Below are 19730 nucleotides of genomic sequence, written 5' to 3' on the forward strand. Positions count from 1 at the left end.
AAGCAATCGGGCCGGAGCCGGATTGCCGCCAAGGAAACGCTCGCGCAAAGCGCTCGCGTACGCCTACAAATGCAGCAACTCCCGATCGAATTCAATTCCGGATGAATACTGCCTCCGGCTACCGCTCACGGGCGCGTGATAGGCTTCGTCATTTCGGCCGGCGGCAATTATAGGCCTTGCGGAAGCCGGCGGCCTGGGCGTCGTCCTCCGAGCAGAACCAGCGGTCCGGTTTGGTGGTCGCGGGGTAACTCGGGCAGCCCCGCAAATGATAGATGCCGATATTGCCGGTGACGCGCGCGCGCACCGCAAGCTTGCCCTTGATGCCGCAGCTCGGCGGCATCGACAGATCCTCGGGAAACAACACCGCGCGAATCTCCTTGTCGCGGTCGGCGCGGCAGGCGACGCCCAGGAGCGCGCCGTCCTTTTTGCCGGTGCGGAATTCTTGCGGCGCAACAAAGCAGCCCTTCCAGATCCCGGCCGAGGCCGATTTGGCGTCGGCCGCCGCCGGCTTGATGTTCGCCTTGATCGGCTCGCGCGCGACGGCAAAGCCGAGCTTGATCAGTTGCTCATTCAAGCTGGTCTTGTCGCCCTCGGCCGTGCAGATCGCGCGGTGCCGCTTGCCGAAGCTCTTTTCGGGGCCGACATCGTCGCAACGCACGGATCGCTTGCCGATCAGCTTGGCGAGCTGGTCGCGGGCCTCGATGCCGCACGTCCAGGGATCGGCGTGATCGTCGATGCAGACCTGGTCCAGCTCGGGCGCGTCAACGCCGTCGAGGCGGTAGGTGACGTCGCCGAGCTGGATGGCGTTGCCGTCGCGGACCGTCGCGGCGGCCGTCAGCGCGGAGGCGGGGCCGGAGGTGCCCAGAAATCCGGACAAAGCGAGAAAAAAAACCAGCGCGAAAGCGCGGGCGGCGGCAAATGAATTCTCGAAGGACATACGGTCTCGCTATCGATGGCTCTTTCGCCCTGTTCCTAGCATCCGGATGTGGCGATACCAATGGTCTGCGCCCTGCGAAGTGCGACATTCCGGCCTCGCGGCTTTACTCAGCCGTAGCTCTGATCCTATCGTTTGCGGAAGCCTTGCGAGCCGTGATGGCCGAATCGCCCGGGAAGTGGCGAGGGCGGGAGGACAACGTTGCGATGAACGACCCTGTGGACGTCCTGATCATCGGCGCCGGCGCTTCAGGCGCGGCGGTGGCGTGGTCGCTGGCAGAGACCAAGATGCATATTCTCTGCCTGGAGCAGGGCGGCTGGATGAACCCGGCGGAATATCCGAGCACAAGCCGGGACTGGGAGGCCAAGTTCTACGGCGAGTGGTCGTCCAGCCCCAACATCCGCGCCCGGCCCGAGGACTATCCGATCAACGACGACAATTCGCCTATCAAGGTCGTGAACTATAATGCGGTCGGCGGTTCGACAGTGATGTACACCGCGCATTGGCCCCGGCTGCATCCCTCCGATTTCAAGGTGAAGACGCTCGACGGCGTCGCCGATGACTGGCCGATCGACTACGACGCGCTGACCCCGTTCTTCGAAGAGAACGACCGCATGATGGGCACGTCCGGCCTGTCGGGCGACCCGCTCTCACCGCTGACGCATCCGCCGATGCCGCAACAGCCGCTCGGCTTGTCCGGCGCCATTATCGGCAAGGCCATGAACAAGCTCGGCTGGCACTGGTGGCCGTCGGATACGACGGTCGCGACCATGGACTACGAGGGCCGCGCGCGCTGTATCAATCTCGGCCATTGTACGCCGGCCTGCGCGCAAGGCGCTAAATCCTCGACCGACATCACCTACTGGCCGCACGCGGTCCGTGCCGGCGTCGAGCTGCGTACTCACTGCCGGGTGCGCGAGATCACCACCGACGAGAACGGCATGGCCACCGGCGTGGTTTATTACGACAAGGACGGCGTCGAGCAGTTCCAGCCGGCGCATGTCGTCATCATCGCCTGCAACGGCGTCGGCACGCCGCGGCTGCTGCTGAACTCGGCATCGAACCGCTTTCCGAACGGGCTTGCCAATTCGTCCGGCCTCGTCGGCAAGAACCTGATGTTCCATCCGTATGCGCAGATCTACGGCTATGTGAAGGAGCCGACCGATAGCAACCGCGCGCCGCCGACCTGCCTGTGGAGCAAGGAATGGTATGACACGGACCTGTCGCGCGGCTTCGTGCGCGGCTATGGCGTCCAGTTCGTGCGCGGCGCGGGGCCGGTGTTCGAGGCTGTCGTCAGCGAGCAGAAGGGGATTTTGCCGTGGGGCGCCGATCATCACCGCGTCTTCCGCAAGCTCAACGGCCACCGGCTCGGGTTTTCCGCGATCTGCGAGGACCTGCCGGAGGAGCATAATCGGGTCACGCTCGATCCGGTCTTGAAGGACAGCCACGGCATTCCGGCGCCGAAGATCGACTACACGATCAGCGAGAACAGCCGGAAGATGATGGAGCATGCGCTCGCGCGCGGCAGGGAGGTTCTCGAAATGGCAGGTGCGACCGACATCTGCATCAATTCGCCGATCCCGTGGGGCGGCTGGCACCTGCTCGGCACCGCGCGGATGGGTACCGATCCTGAACGCTCCGTGGTCAATGAATGGGGCCGCTCGCACGACGTGAAGAATCTCTTCATCGTCGACGGTAGCGTCTTCGTCACCTCAGGCGGCGTCAATCCGACCTCGACCATCCAGGCCATCGCGCTCTACGTCGCCGACCAGATGAAGCAGCGTCTCGCCAATTTGTTCGATTGAGGCGCGTGATGGATGCACAGAGCCCGCGACGAACTCGCTGCACCTCTCCCGCTTGCGGGAGAGGTCGGCACGAAGTGCCGGGTGAGGGTTCTCTCCTCTGGGGGAGTCTCTCTGTGGAAGCACCCTCTCCCCGACCCTCCCCCGCAGGCGGGGGAGGGAGCAGACCTTCATCGCGGCGCGAGCGCTAGAAGAGGACACGATGCCTGATCCACTCTCCCTCACGCCGCGGCAGCGCGACGACCTCCGCACCATCGCCGCGATGATCGTTCCCGCCAGCGACGAGTACAAGGTGCCCGGCGCCGATGACCCCGCGATCCAGGCCGACATGCTTGCGACGCTTGGCCGTGACAGCAAATTGGTGGCGTCGGCGCTGGAGCATCTGGGGCGACTCGCGGACCAACCGCTCGCCGAGCTCGATTCGGCAAAGCGCGATGCGGTGGTGCAGGAGTTTCGCAGCTCCGGCGGCGCTGCCGCCGCAACGCTCGTCCGCGTCGTGCTGCAATGCTACTACCGCGACGACCGCGTGCTGCGCTCGCTCGGGCTCGAGCTGCGCGCGCCGTTCCCCAAGGGCTATGTGCTCCTGGATGGCGACTGGTCGCTGCTCGATCCGGTCAAAGCAAGGGCGGGCACGCTGCGACGGGCACCCTAAGCGGGCCACTTGCGCGAGAGGCAACAGGCCACCATCTGTGTGAGCCTCAAGGACTCTTGCCATGCTGGATTCTACCTCAGATATCGTCGATGACGGCTCGTCATCGCGAACGACAGCGGATGCTCCGGTCGACGACCGGGCCCTGCTGGACGCCTATTCCAATGCGGTGATCGACGTGACCGACCGTGTCGGTCCCGCCGTCGTGCGGGTAGAGACCGGGCCGAAAGTGCCGAACGGCCGCGAGCGCGGCGGGCTCGGCTCCGGCATCGTGATCTCGCCGGACGGGCTCGTCCTCACCAACAGCCATGTGGTCGGCTCGTCGAAGGAGATCCGGCTGCGGGACGTCGAGGGCAACGTTGGCGATGCTCGGGTGCTCGGCGTCGATCCCGACACCGACCTCGCGCTTTTGCGCGCCAACGGCGTCCGCGACTTGCCCTATGCCGCGCTCGGCAACTCCAAGACCTTGCGCCGCGGCCAGCTCGTGATCGCGATCGGCAATCCGCTCGGCTTCGAATCGACCGTCACCGCCGGCGTGGTCTCGGCGCTCGGGCGCTCGATCCGCTCCGTGAGCGGCCGCACCATCGAGGACGTGATCCAGACCGATGCCGCGCTCAATCCCGGCAATTCCGGCGGGCCGCTGGTGTCGTCGAATGCCGAGGTGATCGGCATCAACACCGCGATCATCAATGGCGCGCAAGGCATCTGCTTTGCGGTCGCCAGCAACACCGCGCAATTCGTGCTGTCGGAGATCATCCGCCACGGCTATGTCCGCCGCGCCTATATCGGCGTGGCCGGCCAGACCGCGCCGATCCCGCGGCGGCACGCGGTGCTGGCCGGCGTCGAGAACAAGATGGGCGCGCTGCTGGCACAGATCGAGCCTGACGGGCCGGCGGCGAAGGCGGGCCTGTTGTCCGGCGATGTCGTGATCGGCCTCGACGGCGTCGAGATCAACGGCGTCGACGATCTAATCCGCGTACTCGACCGCGACCGGATCGGCCGGCGGCTGGCCATGGACGTGCTGCGGCTCGGCCGCCTGCGGGCGATCGACATCGATCCGGTCGAGCGCAAGCCGGCCCGCTAGCGTGTGGGCGCCCAGGCGGGGTATGACGGTGTCATGCCACTCTTCGGGAACCCCGCCGCATGATGCCGGCGCATGAGACCTACGATGTCATCGTCGTCGGCGCCGGCGCCGGTGGCATGACGGCCGCGGCGGTGGCCGCCGCCGAAGGCCTGCGGGTGCTGGTGATCGAGAAGACAGCCTTCGTCGGCGGCACCACCGCATGGTCCGGCGGCATGGTCTGGATCCCCGCCAATGCCAAGATGAAAGAAGCGGGGTTCTCCGACAGCGTCACGGATGCGGTCCAGTATCTCGCGAGTACCGTGCCCGAGCCCGCCAATGCCGGCTTGCGCGCCGCCTTCCTCGCGCGCGGGCCGGAGGCGGTCGCCTATCTCGAAGCCAACACGCAAGTGTGCCTCCAGCCGGTCAAAGCCTATCCGGACTATTATCCGGAGCGACTGGGCGCGACGCCGGGCGGGCGCGTGCTCGAGCCGGTCGTCTTTGACGGCACGCGGCTGGGCGCGCATTTCGCGCGGCTGCGTGCGCCGCTGCCGGAGTTCATGCTGTTCGGCGGGATGATGGTCAACCGCCTCGACATCCCGCATTTGCGCCGGGTCGGAAAATCGCTGCGCCCGACTCTTCGGGCGACGCGGCTCGTCTCGGAGTATGCGTGGCAACGGCTGCGCAGCGCGCGCGGCACGACGCTGCATCTCGGTAATGCGCTCGCCGCACGGCTGTATGCCTCGCTGCTGGCCCGGCAGGTTGAGATCCTATTCAGCGCGGACGTCGAAGACTTGTCGATGCAGGGCGATCGTGTCAGCGGTGTGATCATCCGTCATGGCGCGCGCGATCGCCTGATCGCCGCGCGCCGCGGTGTGGTGCTGGCGACAGGCGGCTTTTCGCACGACGCGACCTTGCGCAAGCGCTTCTTCCCACCTGCGGCCGGATTCATCTCGGCGACCAACACGTCCGGTACGGGCGACGGGCTTCGGCTTGCGACCGCAACCGGTGCCGCGCTCAATACGGATGCGACGAGCCCGGCCTACTGGGTGCCAGCCTCGCTGTTCCGTCGTACTGACGGAAGCCGTGGCGTTTTCCCGCATACCGTGACCGACCGCGCCAAGCCCGGCGTGATCGCCGTCAATGCGGCCGGCCGGCGCTTCGTCAACGAGGCGCTGTCCTACCACGAGTTCGTGCTCGCGATGCTGCGCGACGGCAATGGCGAGCCTGATCGTGCGTTCTATCTGATCTGCGACCGCCGGTTCCTGTGGAGCTATGGCTTCGGCCGCATCAAGTCGTTTGCGCGCAGTATCCGGCGCTATCTGGCGAGTGGAGAGTTGGTCGAGGCCCCCGACATCGGGGAGCTCGCGGCGAAGATCGGCATCAAGCCGTCCACACTCGCGGCGACGATCGCGAGCTACAATGTCGATGCGAAAGAGGGCCGTGACCCGGAATTCGGTCGCGGAAGCACCATCTATCAGCGGCATCTTGGGGACGCTGCTCACAAGCCCAATCCCTGCGTCGCGCCCATTCTCCGTGGCCCTTTCTTTGCGATGCGAATCTATCCAGCCGATCTCGGCACCGCGATCGGCATGAAGGTCGATGCGCAGGCGCGCGTGTTGCGCGAGGACGGCACGCCGGTCGCGGGCCTCTACGCCTGTGGCAACGACATGGGCTCGATCATGAACGGCAATTATCCCGGGCCGGGGATCACGCTCGGGCCGGCGCTGACGTTCGGGTACATCGCGGGTCGGCATCTGGCGGAGGGGAGTGTGGCAGCGAAGCCGATCGCCGCTACGACGTCGGTCTAGCCATCTCCACCGCTGTCATGCCCCGCGAAGGCGGGGCATCCAGTACGCCGCGGCTTCTCAACTTAATCACAATCGTCTCGGAGTACTGGATCGCCCGGTCAAGCCGGGCGATGACACTGAGTGTGTGGGCCCCGGCTTGCTCTTACTCCGCAGCCGCCGCAAAGCGGCTGTTCTCCAGTTCCGCTTCCAGCCGCGCCTTCTCCGCCGCGGCCACCTTGATGTTGGCTTCCTTGACATGCCCGAAGCCGCGGATCGTCTCCGGCACCCGCGCGAGCCTCGCCAGCAGCGGAATCTGCGCAGGCTTCAGCCCGGCGATCCGCTGATCGATCATGCCGAGATAGTCCTCGATCAGCTTCCGCTCGGTCCGGCGCTCCTCGGTGCGGCCGAACGGGTCGAGCGCACCGCCGCGCAGGAACTTAAGCCTGGCGAGCACGCAGAAGGCGTGGATTATCCAGCCGCCGAATTCCTTTTTCTTGAGATGTCCGGTCGTCTTGTCGCGCTGCGCGAAGATCGGCGGTGCCAGATAGAACTTCAGCGAAAAATCGCCGTCGAACTTCTCCGACACCTTCTTGGCAAAGCTGCCATCCGTGTAGAGCCGCGCGACCTCGTACTCGTCCTTGTAGGACATCAGCTTGAACAGGTTTTTTGCGACAGCCTCGGTCAGCTCCGTGGACGCGGGCGAGGCAGCTGCTTCCGCCTTGCGCACCTTGGCGACGGCCACGAGGTAGCGCTGGGCGTAGGTCGTCGCGCTCTCCGGCAGCCGACGCACCGAGAGCGCCTGGGTGAAGACGCGCGTGTTCGACAAGGCGAATACGGTGGTCGCGACCATGCTGCTGAACATGGCGACGCTGAAGGATTCGTACGCGCCGTATGAACAGGAGCATCGGCGTCTGTATGGGGCGTAGGCGAGAGCCGTTTCCCGCTCATCCTTTGAGCAATTGCACGCCGCAAGGCCGTCGCACAGGGAATAAGCAACCGTCAGTTCTCTTTCTAACTTCCTGACAGCGCAGCGAATTTCTCCGCAGCCCACGCCCGATCGCTATTGTACACAATGGCACGGCGCTTGCAGAACTCCTGGCAAAGAGAGTTCTCGCGGGGCCTGCGTCATGTTGAACTCAGCCAAGCCGACACTGGGCGTCGTCAGCGCCGAACCCGAGCCGGTCAAGCTCGACTGGTCGGCCACCGCGCTTCTCATCATCGACATGCAGCGCGATTTCATGGAGCCGGGCGGCTTCGGCGAGACGCTGGGCAACGACGTCAGCCAGCTCGCGCGCGCGGTGAAGCCGATCGGTGCGGTGCTGAAGGCGGCGCGGGATACCGGCATGCTGGTGATCCACACGCGCGAGGGCCATCTGCCCGATCTCTCCGACGCGCCGCCGGCGAAAGTCGAGCGCGGCGCGCCGAGCCTTCGCATCGGAGATCCCGGCCCGATGGGCCGCATCCTCATTCGCGGCGAGGCCGGCCACGACATCATCCCGGAGCTCTATCCGCTCGACAGCGAGATCGTGATCGACAAGCCCGGCAAGGGCGCATTCTACGCCACCGAGCTCACGGACGTGCTGGAGAAATACGGCATCGAGAATCTGCTGGTGTGCGGCGTCACCACCGAAGTGTGCGTCAACACCACCGTGCGCGAGGCCAATGACCGCGGCTATCGCTGCGTCGTCATCTCGGACGGCTGTGCGTCCTACTTTCCCGAGTTTCACGAGATGGGCCTGAAGATGATCAAGGCCCAGGGCGGCATCTTCGGCTGGGTCGCGCGCTCAGCCGCGGTACTGGAGGCGATGAAGACTTCAAACTTTTCAGCCTAGGGGCATCACCATGAGCACAAGCACGACGGGGACGGCCGGCACCTCCGAGTTCAAGCCGGCACTATGGACATCGGGCGACTGGAACGCGTTTTTCGGCTTCGGCACCAACATTCTCGTCAACATGCTGGTGCTCACGGGCCTGTTGCGCTTCGTTTTGAAGATGCCTGATAGTCTCGTGTTCGGCCGCATCCTGCCGGCACTCGGGCTGATGATGTGCCTGTCGACCTTCTACTATGCGTACCTCGCCTATCGGCTGGCGCAGAAGACCGGCCGCAACGACGTCTGCGCGTTGCCGTCCGGCGTCAGCGTGCCGCACATGTTCATCGTTACCTTCGTGATCATGCTGCCGATCACGATCAAGACCGGCGATCCGCTCAAGGGCTGGTCGGCCGGCCTCGTCTGGGTGTTCTTCCAGAGCTTTATCCTGATGATCGGCGGCTTTATCGCGCCGTTCATTCGAAAGATCACGCCGCGCGCGGCACTGCTCGGCACGCTCGCCGGCGTTTCCGTCACCTTCATCTCGATGCGACCGGCGCTCGAAATGTACATGACGCCGCAGATCGGCCTGGTCTGCTTCGCCATCATCCTGGTGAGCTGGTTCGGCGGCGTGAAGTATCCAAAGAGCATTCCGGCGGGCCTGATCGCGATCGCGGTCGGCATGGTCATCGCCTGGGGCTCGAACCTGTTTGGGCTCAATCTCGGCGGCTTGAGCGTCAAGGGCGTCGGCGATGCCTTTGCCAGTTTCGGCTTCTCGGTGCCGATCCCCGCCGTGGGCTACGTCTTCTCCGGCTTCGAATTCCTCGGGGTCATCCTGGTGACCGCCATTCCCTTCGGCATCTATGACCTTGTCGAGGCCATGGACAATGTCGAGAGCGCGGAAGCGGCCGGCGACGAATATCCGACCACACGCGTTCTGACCGCCGACGGCGTCGTCAGCCTGATCGGCTGCCTGATGGGCAACCCCTTCATCAACGCCGTCTATATCGGCCATCCCGGCTGGAAGGCGATGGGCGGCCGTATCGGCTACTCGGCCGCGACCGGCATCATGGTGGTCGTGCTGGCGTGGTTCGGCATCATCCCGGTGCTGCTCGCGCTGGTGCCGGTGGTCGCGATCTCGCCGATCCTGCTCTATATCGGCATGCTGATCGGCGCACAGGCGTTCCAGACCACGCCGGTCAAGCACGCGCCTGCGATCGTGCTGGCGCTGACGCCGCATCTCGCGGCCTGGGCCAAGCTCCAGATCGACACCATGTTGGGCTCGACCATGAACGCGGCTGCGACCGTCGGCGGAATGGCTGCCGACAAGGCCGACGCGGTCAAGGCTGCGGCGATCGCCGCGTTGCCTCAGCAGGGCGTGTTCTATCACGGACTCGAAGTGATGGGCGGCGGCTCCATCCTCGGCGGCCTGATCCTGGGTGCGATCGGCGTCTTCATCATCGAGCGCGATTTCGAGAAGGCGTCGGCGTTCGCCCTGGTTGGCGCCGTGCTCACCTATTTCGGCTTCATGCACGGCGAGGCCGTGGGCATCGGCGGAGGGTTCGGCGTCACGCCATCCATCGCTTTCGCCTACGCCGTGATGGCTGCCGGACTGTACGCTCTCAGCCGGCGCACCAGCGAGAACTACATGCCGCATGCGGAGATGACGGCCGCGCCGGCGGAATAGCTATCCGCCCTTGACCGCCCCCGCGGTGAGCCCGGCGACGATCTGTCGCTGGGCGAACACCGTCAGCAGCAGCACTGGGAACGTCACGATCAGCGCGGCGGCGGCCAGTGGACCCCAGCTCAACTGGTCGAACGAGATCATGTTGTAGACCGCGACGGGCAGGGTGCGCGTCTCGCGCCCGGCCAGCACGATGCCGAACACAAAATTGTTCCAGGAGAAGATCACGGCCAGGATGAAGGCGACCGCGATTCCGGGCTTGGCGATCGGCAGCGCGACATGGCGGAAGACTTGCCAGCGTGTGGCGCCGTCGATCAGCGCGGCTTCTTCCAGCTCCATCGGCGTCGTCTCGAAATAGCCGATCATGATCCAGATCACGATCGGCACCGTCACGACGAGATGAATGATGATCTGCGGCACCAGCGTGCCGAGCAATCCCAGCCACTGGAACATGAGAAACAGCGGGATCAGATAGGACAATCCCGGCGTGATACGGGCGATCAGGATCACGATCGCGGATTTGTGCGCGGCCATCCGCGCAATCCCATAGCCGGCGGGAACGCCGACAAGCAGGGCTAGCGCGGTCGCGCTGCCTGTTACGATCAGGCTGTTGACGAAATAGGTCAGGAAGCGGTTGGAGGCGAGCACGTCCGCATAGTTCTTCCAGGCGATGTGCTCGGGGATCAACACCGGCGGGTAGGCGGCGTTGTCGACCTCGAATTTGAGCGACAGCGACGCCATCCAGAGGAAGAACAGGATTGCCGGAGACACGATGACGAACACCGCGAACCACAGGCCGATCTTGCCGATGATCTGGCGTATGTTGATTTGACTTGGGTTCATGCGCCGCTCGCGATCTCGGTCCACAGCATGCGCTGGCGGGCGTAGAGCATCACGGCAGCGAGCGCGACGATGAGGAGGAAGAACACGACCGCGACCGCGGAACCGTAGCCGATATCGTAATAGCTGAAGGCGACGCTGTAGAGATAGATGTTGATGGTCTCCGACGCCGAGCCCGGTCCTCCTTGCGTGATCGCGAAGATGATGTCGAAGCTTTTCACCGCGTCGATCATGCGGATCATGCTGGCGATGAACAGGAACGGCATGATCAGGGGCAGCGTGATGAAGCGGAACACCTGCCAGAGGCTGGCGCCGTCGATCTGCGCGCTCTCGTAAGGTTCGCTCGGGATCGCGGCCAGGCCCCCGAGCACGATCAGCATGACCAGCGGCGTCCATTGCCAGGTCTCGACCAGCACCAGCGAAGGAATGACGGTCGCTGGATGAAACACCCAGAGCTGCGCAGGGATCCCGACCAGCGACAGCAAATAATTCAGCACGCCGAGTTGCGGGTGGAACATCATGGTCCAGACCAGCGCGATCGCCACTGGCGTCGCCATCATCGGCATGATGAAGACGCCGCGCAGGAAGCCGCGGCCGGGGAATTTCTGGTGAAACACCACGGCTGCGAACGTGCCGAGCACCAGCGGCAGCAGCACCGACAGTAAGGTATAGACCAACGTGTGGCCGATCGACTCGAGAAAGCGGGGATCGCTGGTCAGCCGCAGATAGTTGGAGATCCCGACGAAAGTGGTCGGCGAGCCGACCTTCCATTCGTTCAGGCTCATCCAGATCGTGAAGATCCACGGGAAGATGATGATGGCGAGCACGACGACCAGCGCCGGCACCACGAACGGCCAGTAGGACGGCGGCCGCAACTCCTTCTCCGGCACGGCATCTGACGATGCCGCGGCCGGAGTGACTTGTGTAATTGCATTCACGCCTTTTCGCTGCGCTCCAGGATGGGCCGGTACTGCTCGTGGGCCTTTTTCAGCTCGGTTGCGGGATCGGCGCCGGCGAGGGTCGCGGTGACCGCCGCGCCAACGAGATCGCGGAACTCGGCGACCGGGATCACGACGGGCAGGCCCAGCTTGCTGATCTTGGCGGAGTCGATCACCGATTGCAGCCATTCCTTGGGCATCTTGACGCCGCTCTGGACTTCCGCATCGTTCAGGACCGAGTTGCGGAACGGCACGCCGCCGCCGGCCTGCAGCAGCCGCGCGCCCTGTTGCTTCGAGACGGCCCACTGGCAGAGCAGATAGGCGGCTTCCTTGTTCTTGCTGGCGGCGGCGATGCCGATGCCATCGCCATAAGTGGCCGAATATTGCCCCTTCGGTCCGGCCGGCACGACGGTGTAGCCGACCTTGCCGACCACGCGCGAGGCGGCCGGATCCTCCAGCGGCGGCGCCCAGCCGACGCCATCGATCCACATCGCCGAACGTCCTTGTGTGAACGAGGCCATCGACTCCATCCAGTTGAAGCCAGCGACACCGGGCGGGGCGACCTTCGTCAGCAGCGTCTGGTAGAGTTTCGTCGCCGCGATGGCCTCAGGGCCGTCGGTCAGAATGTTACCCTTGGCGTCGAGGAATTCGCCGCCATAGTTGAGGAAGAAATTGGTCCACAACGTCATGTTGGCGTTGCGTAGGCCGCGTCCGACAAAGCCGTAGGTGCCGTCCTTGGCGTCGGTCAGCTTCTCGGCAGCCACAACCATCTCGTCGAGCGTCTTGGGGACGGCGACGCCCTTCTTCTGGAACAGCTCCTTGTTGTAGTAGAGGATGAAATAATCGACCGACCACGGCAGCGACAGCATCTGGCCCTTGTCGTTCCTGGCGTATTGCAGGCCGGCCGCCGAGAAGTCGCTCTCGACGAGGTCGGGCGCGGTCAGCGTCGGATCCTTCAAGAAGGGCGTCATGTCGGCGAGCCAGCCGCCTTTTTCGAACTGCCGCTTCTGCACGTGATAGCTGAGGTGGACGACGTCGAAGCTCGGCCGTCCCGAGGTCAGCTCGATGACCACTTTCTGGCGCTGCTGCTGCTCGGGAATCTGCTCGGATTCGACCTGGATGCCGGTGAGATCGGTGAACTCCTTGATGTTTTTCTGCAGATTGTCGCCACGGGGCCCCTTGGCGAGGATCACCTCAAGCTTGGTCCCCGCGTATTTCTTCCAATTCACCTCGGCGCGCGCTGGCAATCCCGTCAGGCTGAGCGCGCCAGCTGCGGCAGTGCCCGTCAAGAGCGTACGACGCGAGATTTTGTGGTTGACCACTTTAGGTCCCTCCCTGTGACTCAATTTGGGCGGATACTAGCGGCCGTTCCGCGTCTGCCTAGTCCTAATCTGTAGAATTCAGGGCCGCACGGCCGGCGCCTCCATCGGCAAGCCATGCGCCCTCGAAATCAGATAGAGTTCGAGCGCGACCAGCTCGGGTGCGCCGTAATCATAGGGCTGGGCGCGGACGCCCGTCATGCAACTGCGCAGCCGCCGCTCCAGCGATCCCAGCGTCTGCCATTCCAGCCGATAGAGCGGATAGCCGGTCGGCTGTCCTTGCGTGACCGGCGCGCCGGCAAGTCGCTTGTTGTAGTTGTCGTCGTGGCAATTGGTGCAGGCAAGGTTGAGCTGGCCCTCCCGCTGCATGAAGAGGTCGCGGCCCTGTTCGACGAATGGCTTCAGTTGCGGATCGTCGCCAGCCGTGATCGCGGTGCCGCGCGATTGGTGCGCGACGAAGGCGGACAGCGCCAGCAGGTCGCGGCTCTCGTAGGGCAGCGGCGTTGCCTGCTGATGATTGCTGCGGCAAAGATTGATGCGCTGGTCGAGCGTGACGGGGCGCGCCAGCGCCTTGTCGAAGGCGGGATAGCGCGCCGCGACGCCCTTCATGCTGCCGCGTGCATCGCCATGGCAGTCCGCGCAGGCTTTGTCGGCACCGCCGGTCTTTTTCGTCCACAACGCCTCACCGTCGAGCACGAACAGCATGCCGGGATTTGACGTGTCGTCGTCCTGCATCGCGCGCGTGTCAGGCCCCATGAACGAATAGCCGGAGCGGCGCGCGTCCGGCGGAATTTCGCCGGCGAGCAGGGCAGGGGTGGTGGCGAGGAGCGCCGCCGCCGCTATCGCGCGCCAAAAATTCATTCGATCGTGATCGACGCCGATGCGCTCGACGAATAGCCGTTGTCGCCGATCCACTCGAACTCGAACTTGCCGCTCTCCTTCGCGACTGCGAAGAAAGACAAATAAGGGTTGGCCGCAATCGCCGGGAACAGATCGGCGCGAAAAATCTCGGTGCCGTTGTAGCGGCACGTAAAACTCGTGATGATGTCGCGCGGCACCAGCGCGCCGTCCGCGGTGTGGCGGAAGCCGGTTTCCATGATGTGCGAGGTCAGTGTGCGGATCTCGATGACGTCGCCGCGTCGTGCTTTCGCCGGAACGTTGATCAGCGCGGCCATCAATTCATCTCCTCGGTGCAGGCGGCCAGAGTCACGACGATTTCGGTCGTGACCTGCCAGAACGTGTCGTCGGAAAGACGCGCGATCGCCACCACCTTCTGGGTGTCGGCGAGCCGGATCCGGGTCGAGACCTGGGCGCGGCCGGAGGAGGGGCTGAGGTAGAAGTTGGCGATGTTCGGCTGCGGGTTCTTCTCGTTGAAGACGTGGATGCTCTTGACGTAGTCGTCCGCCGTCATTGGGCTGGCGACGCTCACGGTCATCGGCACCGTATTGCCGTTCTCGACCAGTGGCGGAATGTCGAGCTTCACCTTGCCGGTGCGTACAGGTGCTTCGCCGACGACGTTGCGGATCGCGGCGGTGAGCATCGCCGGTGTCGCCTCGAGCGGCCGCAGCGTGACGATCGGGATCGTCCCGGCGACCGTCACGCTTCCGGCAAGGTTCAGGAATTGTCGTCGCGTGGTTGGCATGAACAGTCCTAGTCCCGAAGCGTTGCAAGAAAAGCCACGATGTCCTCGATCTCGGCGGCGGACAATATCGGTTTGCCGGCGAAATTTCGCCCGACCCGCACGAGGTGGTCGTTGCGATAATAGGACGGCATGATGGTCTCAGGGTTGAAGCGCGCCGCATCGACCAGTCGAAGCCGCAACTGGCTCGCCGTCCAGCGGTTCCCCGCACCCGAGAGGTCAGGCGCGAGGTCGCCCTGGAACCGGGTCTCCGGGAAGGGGCCGGAATGGCACAGGATGCAAGTCGTCGTGCGCGCGAGCACCAGCGCGCGGCCGCGCGCGGCATCGCCGGGTGCGCCGGTGAGCGATTCCGCAATACCGTCGCCAGCGATGTTGTAGGGCAGGAGTTCCTCGGCCTTCGCCAGGGAAACTACCGCGAGGCTGCCGCTGATCAGCGCGGCGATCATCGATCGTGTGTGAGACGAAAGACGTCGCCACGAGCTCCTCTTACCTCTCCCGCTTGCGGGAGAGGTCGGCGCGTAGCGCCGGGTGAGGGCTCTTTCCTCTTGGGGGTTCTCGATTGTGGAAGCACCCTCTCCCCAGCCCTCCCCCGCAGGCGGGGGAGGGGGCGCACCGTGTTCGTGGCGACAGCTTGGTCTCATCATGCTCTAGCCAAAGGTGTCCGCCGTGATGGTTTGAAACCAGCGCTCCGCTTCAGTCGCCTCGCGGGCACGCAGCTCGCGCGGCGCATCGACCGGGCTGGTCGCGCCGCCCTCGACCTCGGCGAAGATGTCGCCCTTGGGCTGGTAATTGCCTGCGAGTGAAAAGCCGTAGCCGGGTGCGACGGTGTTGTAGCAGACGCCTGTCAATCGCGGTGCTTCTGGCGCGCGGCCGGCAAGTAGGTTCACGATAGCGGCAGCGCAGGCCTTGCCCTGTGCGCCTGCAGCGGATGCCGATTTGGGAATGCCGCCGCCGAGGCAGGCATCGCCGATGACGTGGATCTTCTGAACGAGCTTCGACTCGAAGGTAACAGGATCGATCGGGCACCAGCCGGTGGCATCCGCAGCGCCCGCGATCTCGGCAATGCGCCCGGCGCGTTGCGGCGGAATGACGTTGGCGACGTCAGGCGTGTAGTTGCCGAATTCGGTGACGATGGTCCTTGTCGCGGGATCGACCGAGGTCACACGGCCGCCTTGCGACAGCCCGATGCGTTCGATCATGTCGCCGTACAGCTCCTTCCACGCCTTCTCGAACAGCCGCTGCTGGGAGAAATTGTCCTTGGCATCGAGGATGAGAACCTTCGAGCGCGGCTTCGTCGTCTTCAGGTAATGCGCGATCAGGCTGGCGCGCTCGTATGGCGCCGGCGGACAGCGCGAGGGATTGGCCGGAATTGCGATCGCGACGACGCCGCCATCCGCCATCGCTTCCAGCTGCCGGCGCAGCTGCAGCGTCTGCGCGCCGGCCTTCCAGGCGTGCGGCATTTTTTCCGACGCTGCGTCGTCGTAGCCGGGCAGGCCTTCGAAGTGGAAGTCGATGCCGGGAGAGAGTACGAGACGATCATAGGGAAACGCGGCGCCATCGGCTGCGATCACGCTACGCTTTTGCGTGTCGATGGTCGTCGCGGCCTGAGCGACGACGGTGATTCCCTCGGCCGCGAGCTTTTCGTAGCCGAACAGTTGCGCCTCGATGTCGCGCAGGCCGGCGATCACTTCGTTGCTGAGTGGGCAGGAGGTGAAGGTCTTGTTCGGCTCGATCAACGTGACCTGCAATCTCGTGGCGGCGCGCTTGAGCGCGCGCGCGCAGGCCGCGCCGCCAAAGCCGCCGCCGATCACGACGACGCGGCCCGCCGATTGCGCGCGCAGGATCGAAGGGACGGCGAGCGATGTGGCCGCGGCGGTGATGCCGAGGACGGCATCCCGCCGTGTCACCTGCGCATTCATGAATCTTGTCCGGAAAGTTGGCCGCGGCGGCCGTGTGGCCGCCGCGGCGTTTCTCAGGCGAAAGTGATGTTCTGGTCGCGCAGCGGCACCGAGCGGATGCGTTTGCCCGTCGCCGCGAAGTACGCATTGAGCACCGCCGGCGCCGCGACGCCGATGGTCGGCTCGCCGACGCCGCCCCAGAATCCGCCGCTCGGCACCATCACCGATTCGACCTTCGGCATCTCGTTGATGCGCATCGAATTGTAGGTGTCGAAGTTGGTCTGCTCGATACGGCCGTCCTTGACGGTGCAGCCGCCGTAGAACAGCGCGGAGAGGCCATAGACGAAGGAGCCGGCGATCTGCCGCTCCACCTGCGCCGGATTGACGACGTAGCCGGGATCGGTGGAGGCGACGATGCGATGCACCTTGATCTTGTTGCCGTCGGTCACCGAGATTTCGGCGGCGCCGGCGACATAGCTGCCATAACCCATCACCTGCGCGATGCCGCGATAGACGCCCTGCGGCGCCGGCGTGCTCCAGCCGATCTTCTCAGCCACGGCATTGAGCACCGCCAGATGCTTGGGGTGATTGCCCATCAGCTTGCGGCGGAATTCGAGCGGGTCCTGGCCTGCGGCCTGGGCCAGCTCGTCCATGAAGCATTCCATGTAGATCGCGTTGTGATTGACGTTCACGCCGCGCCAAAAGCCCGGCGGAACGTGCGGGTTGCGCATCGCATGTTCGATCAGGAGGTTCGGCACCGAATAGCCGAACGCGGCCTCGCCGGACTGGGCGACGCCCTGGAACGCGGCCGGATCCATGCCGTTCTGCAGCGCTTCGGGACGCAGCGAGAACAGGATCGATTGCCCGGACAGGCGGTAGTGCAGCGCGACCAGGTTGTTGTCGGCATCGAACGCACCGGTCATCTTGCACTGGGTGATCGGGTGATACCTGCCGTGCGCCATGTCTTCTTCGCGCGACCACAACAGCTTGATCGGCGTGCCCGGCATCTGCTTGGCGATCAAGACGGCCTGGCGGACATAGTCGGTCTGGCCGCGCCGGCCGAAGCCGCCGCCGGGCATCACCTTGTGCACGTCGCACTTCTCCGCCGGCAGGCCCGAGGCTTCCAACGTGGCGGCGAAGGCCGCCTCGCCATTCTGCGTTCCGCACCAGACCTCGCATTTGTCCGCCGTGTAGACCGCCGTGGCGTTCATCGGCTCCATGGTGGCGTGGTTCTGGTAGGGATAGCTGTAGACGGCCTCGATCTTCCTGGCGGCACCGGCAATCGCCGCCTTGGCGTCGCCGTTCTTGTTGCCGACATAGGCCGGCTGCTCGTTGGCGAGGCCTTCGGTCAGCCATTTCGCAATCGACTCGCTGGAGACCTTGGCGTTGTCGCCCTCGTCCCAAACGATCGGCAGCGCCTCCAGCGCGGTCTTGGCGTGCCACCAGGTATCGGCAACGACCGCGACCGCGGTATCGCCGACCTTGACGACCTTCTTGACGCCGTTCATCCCGGCGATCTTGGCTTCGTCGAAGCTCTTCACCTTGCCGCCGAACACCGGGCAGTCCTTGATGGCGGCGTTCAGCATGCCCGGCAGCTTGACGTCGATGCCGTAGGTCATGGCGCCGGTGGTCTTGTCGGCGGTGTCGAGCCGCTTCACGCCCTTGCCGATCAGCTTCCAGTCCTTGGGGTCCTTCAGCTTGACGTCGGCCGGCGGCGTCAGCTTGGCTGCGGCCTCGGCGACCTTGCCGTAGGTCGTGGTCTTGCCTGAGGGCGTATGGGTGATGACGCCGTTGGCGGCCGTGCATTCGGACGCCGGCACCTTCCACGCCTCGGCGGCGGCCTGGATCAGCATCACGCGCGCGGTGGCACCGCCCTTGCGGACGTAGTCGTGCGACGAGCGGATGCCGCGGCTGCCGCCGGTCGAGAAATCGCCCCAGACGCGCTTGCGGGCGACGCTCTGGCCGGGTGTCGGATATTCGGTCGAAACCTTCGACCAGTCGCATTCGAGCTCCTCGGCGACGAGCTGAGCGAGGCCGGTGAGCGAGCCCTGGCCCATCTCGGAGCGGGCGATGCGGATGACGACGGTGTCGTCGGGCCGGACCACGACCCAGGCGCCGATCTCGGGCGAGCCGTCGGCAGCGCGGACCACGGCGGGGCCGCCGAAGGGGATATCGAGGCCGATTGCGAGACCTGCGCCGACCGCGGCGGTGCCGATGACGAAGGCGCGGCGGCTCATCCTGGGAGAGATATGCTTGTTCATGTGGCGGCTCCTTACGCGCTTGCGATCGTGTGGATCGCTTCGCGCACCTGCTGGAAGGTGCCGCAGCGGCAGATGTTGGTGATGGCCTCGTCGATGTCGGCGTCGGTTGGTTTCGGCTTCTCGGTGAGGAGCGCCGCCACAGCCATGATCATGCCGCTCTGGCAATAGCCGCATTGCGGCACATCCTGGGCGATCCAGGCTTCCTGCACCTTGTGCAGCGAGCTGGCTGAGGCGAGCCCCTCGATCGTGGTGATCTTCTTGCCCACGGCCTCGCTGACCGAGACCCCGCAGGAGCGGGTGGCAACGCCGTCGATGTGAACGGTGCAGGCGCCGCATTGCGCAATGCCGCAGCCATATTTGGTGCCGGTCAGGCCGGCATTCTCGCGGATTGCCCAGAGCAGCGGGGTATCCGGCTCGACCTCGAGCGTGAAGTTTTTTTCGTTGATTGTTAGATTTGCCATCGCAAGTCCCCTGATTGGTCCAATCCACCGATTGGACTCAGCGGCGCAATGTGTCCGGCAAATTGGAACTGTTCAAATCAATAGTCCGAGGGGTGGCCGTCAACGAGACCGGAACGTGCGGGAAGAATGTCGCGCGCGCGGGGTTGCGGCGTTGTGAACGGCGGTACAAATCCGCAGCCTTTGGTCGTATCGAATTAATTTGACTATCTCTGGGTATTGTACAACCTTTGGTTTGATGGATCATTAGTCCATCCTAAGGGAGAAGCGCCATGGGTCGCATCGTCACGATTGATCTCGAAAAAGTTCTTGCGTCAGGTAACGATCTCAAAGCGAAAACGCCTTCTGGACTCACGACACACGCGGACCTGCTCAGCCTTGCGAGCGACGTCAGCAAGGACCCGGTCTCGTATCTGAGCAGTGTCGGCGTTCAGCTCGACGACCAGACCGCGTCCATGCTGCGAAACAAGCTGGCCTCGCGGAGCGGCGGCGTACAGGCCGGCTCGATCCATATCGACATCCTCTGATCCGGCTTAGGCAGTAGATCATGATGGCCGGCTGACCGGTTCGCCGGGCAGCCGGGATATGGGGTCGTCGGCCATGGCGCTCGGCGCACAATATTTATCCGATTTCCGCGCGGCCAGGGTGAC

General features: G+C 64.7%; 19 protein-coding genes. 7 read left to right on the top strand and 12 right to left on the bottom strand.

The window, feature by feature from the left end:
- Positions 1-148 precede the first annotated feature (148 nt).
- On the bottom strand, positions 149-937 hold the full coding sequence (locus tag QCM77_RS38195; RefSeq protein WP_279662731.1) for a thermonuclease family protein: 789 nt from the start codon (positions 935-937) through the stop codon (positions 149-151).
- Positions 938-1140: 203 nt separating this feature from the next.
- Here QCM77_RS38195 and QCM77_RS38200 point away from each other — a divergent pair, with 203 nt between their 5' ends.
- The 4 genes from QCM77_RS38200 to QCM77_RS38215 all read left to right on the top strand — a co-directional run bounded on the left by QCM77_RS38200 (position 1141) and on the right by QCM77_RS38215 (position 6256).
- Positions 1141-2739 carry a GMC family oxidoreductase gene (locus tag QCM77_RS38200; protein WP_279688670.1) on the top strand — a complete coding sequence of 533 codons (1599 nt, stop codon included), beginning with the start codon at positions 1141-1143 and terminating at the stop codon, positions 2737-2739.
- 199 nt (positions 2740-2938) lie between these two features.
- Positions 2939-3388: a hypothetical protein gene (locus tag QCM77_RS38205; RefSeq protein WP_279662733.1), complete on the top strand. Its 450-nt coding sequence runs from the start codon at positions 2939-2941 to the stop codon at positions 3386-3388.
- 61 nt (positions 3389-3449) lie between these two features.
- A complete protein-coding gene (locus tag QCM77_RS38210; protein ID WP_279662734.1) occupies positions 3450-4469 on the top strand; it encodes a S1C family serine protease in 1020 nt (339 codons plus the stop codon).
- A gap of 59 nt (positions 4470-4528) precedes the next feature.
- Positions 4529-6256: an FAD-dependent oxidoreductase gene (locus tag QCM77_RS38215; protein WP_280096320.1), complete on the top strand. Its 1728-nt coding sequence runs from the start codon at positions 4529-4531 to the stop codon at positions 6254-6256.
- A 142-nt stretch (positions 6257-6398) separates the two neighbouring features.
- Here the strand turns inward: QCM77_RS38215 and QCM77_RS38220 are convergent, their stop codons facing one another.
- Entirely contained in the window at positions 6399-7025 is a 627-nt protein-coding gene (locus tag QCM77_RS38220; RefSeq protein ID WP_347882425.1) for a DUF6537 domain-containing protein, read from the bottom strand.
- A 337-nt stretch (positions 7026-7362) separates the two neighbouring features.
- Between QCM77_RS38220 and QCM77_RS38225 the strand changes: the two genes are divergently transcribed.
- Positions 7363-8067: a cysteine hydrolase family protein gene (locus QCM77_RS38225; RefSeq protein WP_279688666.1), complete on the top strand. Its 705-nt coding sequence runs from the start codon at positions 7363-7365 to the stop codon at positions 8065-8067.
- 10 nt (positions 8068-8077) lie between these two features.
- Complete coding sequence (locus tag QCM77_RS38230; protein ID WP_280096322.1) at positions 8078-9730, top strand: regulator; 1653 nt, start codon at positions 8078-8080, stop codon at positions 9728-9730.
- On the opposite strand, the gene QCM77_RS38235 is transcribed toward QCM77_RS38230, so the two are convergent.
- The 10 genes from QCM77_RS38235 to QCM77_RS38280 all read right to left on the bottom strand — a co-directional run bounded on the left by QCM77_RS38235 (position 9731) and on the right by QCM77_RS38280 (position 19083).
- Positions 9731-10570, bottom strand: a complete 840-nt coding sequence (locus QCM77_RS38235) for a carbohydrate ABC transporter permease (protein WP_462676333.1) — start codon at positions 10568-10570, stop codon at positions 9731-9733.
- Entirely contained in the window at positions 10567-11505 is a 939-nt protein-coding gene (locus tag QCM77_RS38240) for a carbohydrate ABC transporter permease (RefSeq protein ID WP_279662739.1), read from the bottom strand. The genes QCM77_RS38235 and QCM77_RS38240 overlap by 4 nt, the downstream gene beginning before the upstream one ends.
- The gene (locus QCM77_RS38245) at positions 11502-12827 is read right to left on the bottom strand and encodes an ABC transporter substrate-binding protein (protein WP_280096323.1); all 1326 of its coding nucleotides are present in this window, start codon (positions 12825-12827) and stop codon (positions 11502-11504) included. Before QCM77_RS38245 ends, QCM77_RS38240 begins: the two co-directional genes overlap by 4 nt.
- A gap of 78 nt (positions 12828-12905) precedes the next feature.
- Entirely contained in the window at positions 12906-13685 is a 780-nt protein-coding gene (gene soxA, locus QCM77_RS38250) for a sulfur oxidation c-type cytochrome SoxA (RefSeq protein WP_279662741.1), read from the bottom strand.
- Complete coding sequence (gene soxZ / locus QCM77_RS38255) at positions 13682-13999, bottom strand: thiosulfate oxidation carrier complex protein SoxZ (protein ID WP_279662742.1); 318 nt, start codon at positions 13997-13999, stop codon at positions 13682-13684. The genes soxA and soxZ overlap by 4 nt, the downstream gene beginning before the upstream one ends.
- Positions 13999-14466, bottom strand: coding sequence for a SoxY-related AACIE arm protein (locus QCM77_RS38260; RefSeq protein WP_279662743.1), 468 nt, complete (start codon positions 14464-14466; stop codon positions 13999-14001). Before QCM77_RS38260 ends, soxZ begins: the two co-directional genes overlap by 1 nt.
- An 8-nt stretch (positions 14467-14474) precedes the next feature.
- The gene (soxX, locus tag QCM77_RS38265) at positions 14475-14909 is read right to left on the bottom strand and encodes a sulfur oxidation c-type cytochrome SoxX (protein ID WP_279662744.1); all 435 of its coding nucleotides are present in this window, start codon (positions 14907-14909) and stop codon (positions 14475-14477) included.
- 201 nt (positions 14910-15110) lie between these two features.
- Complete coding sequence (locus QCM77_RS38270; RefSeq protein ID WP_280096324.1) at positions 15111-16382, bottom strand: FCSD flavin-binding domain-containing protein; 1272 nt, start codon at positions 16380-16382, stop codon at positions 15111-15113.
- 53 nt (positions 16383-16435) lie between these two features.
- Positions 16436-18622: a xanthine dehydrogenase family protein molybdopterin-binding subunit gene (locus QCM77_RS38275; RefSeq protein ID WP_280096325.1), complete on the bottom strand. Its 2187-nt coding sequence runs from the start codon at positions 18620-18622 to the stop codon at positions 16436-16438.
- A gap of 11 nt (positions 18623-18633) precedes the next feature.
- The gene (locus QCM77_RS38280; RefSeq protein WP_279662747.1) at positions 18634-19083 is read right to left on the bottom strand and encodes a (2Fe-2S)-binding protein; all 450 of its coding nucleotides are present in this window, start codon (positions 19081-19083) and stop codon (positions 18634-18636) included.
- Positions 19084-19352: 269 nt separating this feature from the next.
- Here QCM77_RS38280 and QCM77_RS38285 point away from each other — a divergent pair, with 269 nt between their 5' ends.
- The gene (locus tag QCM77_RS38285) at positions 19353-19607 is read left to right on the top strand and encodes a hypothetical protein (RefSeq protein ID WP_279662748.1); all 255 of its coding nucleotides are present in this window, start codon (positions 19353-19355) and stop codon (positions 19605-19607) included.
- Positions 19608-19730: the final 123 nt, after the last annotated feature.

Origin of the sequence: Bradyrhizobium nivariense (assembly GCF_029846695.2) — a bacterium.
GTDB lineage: Bacteria > Pseudomonadota > Alphaproteobacteria > Rhizobiales > Xanthobacteraceae > Bradyrhizobium.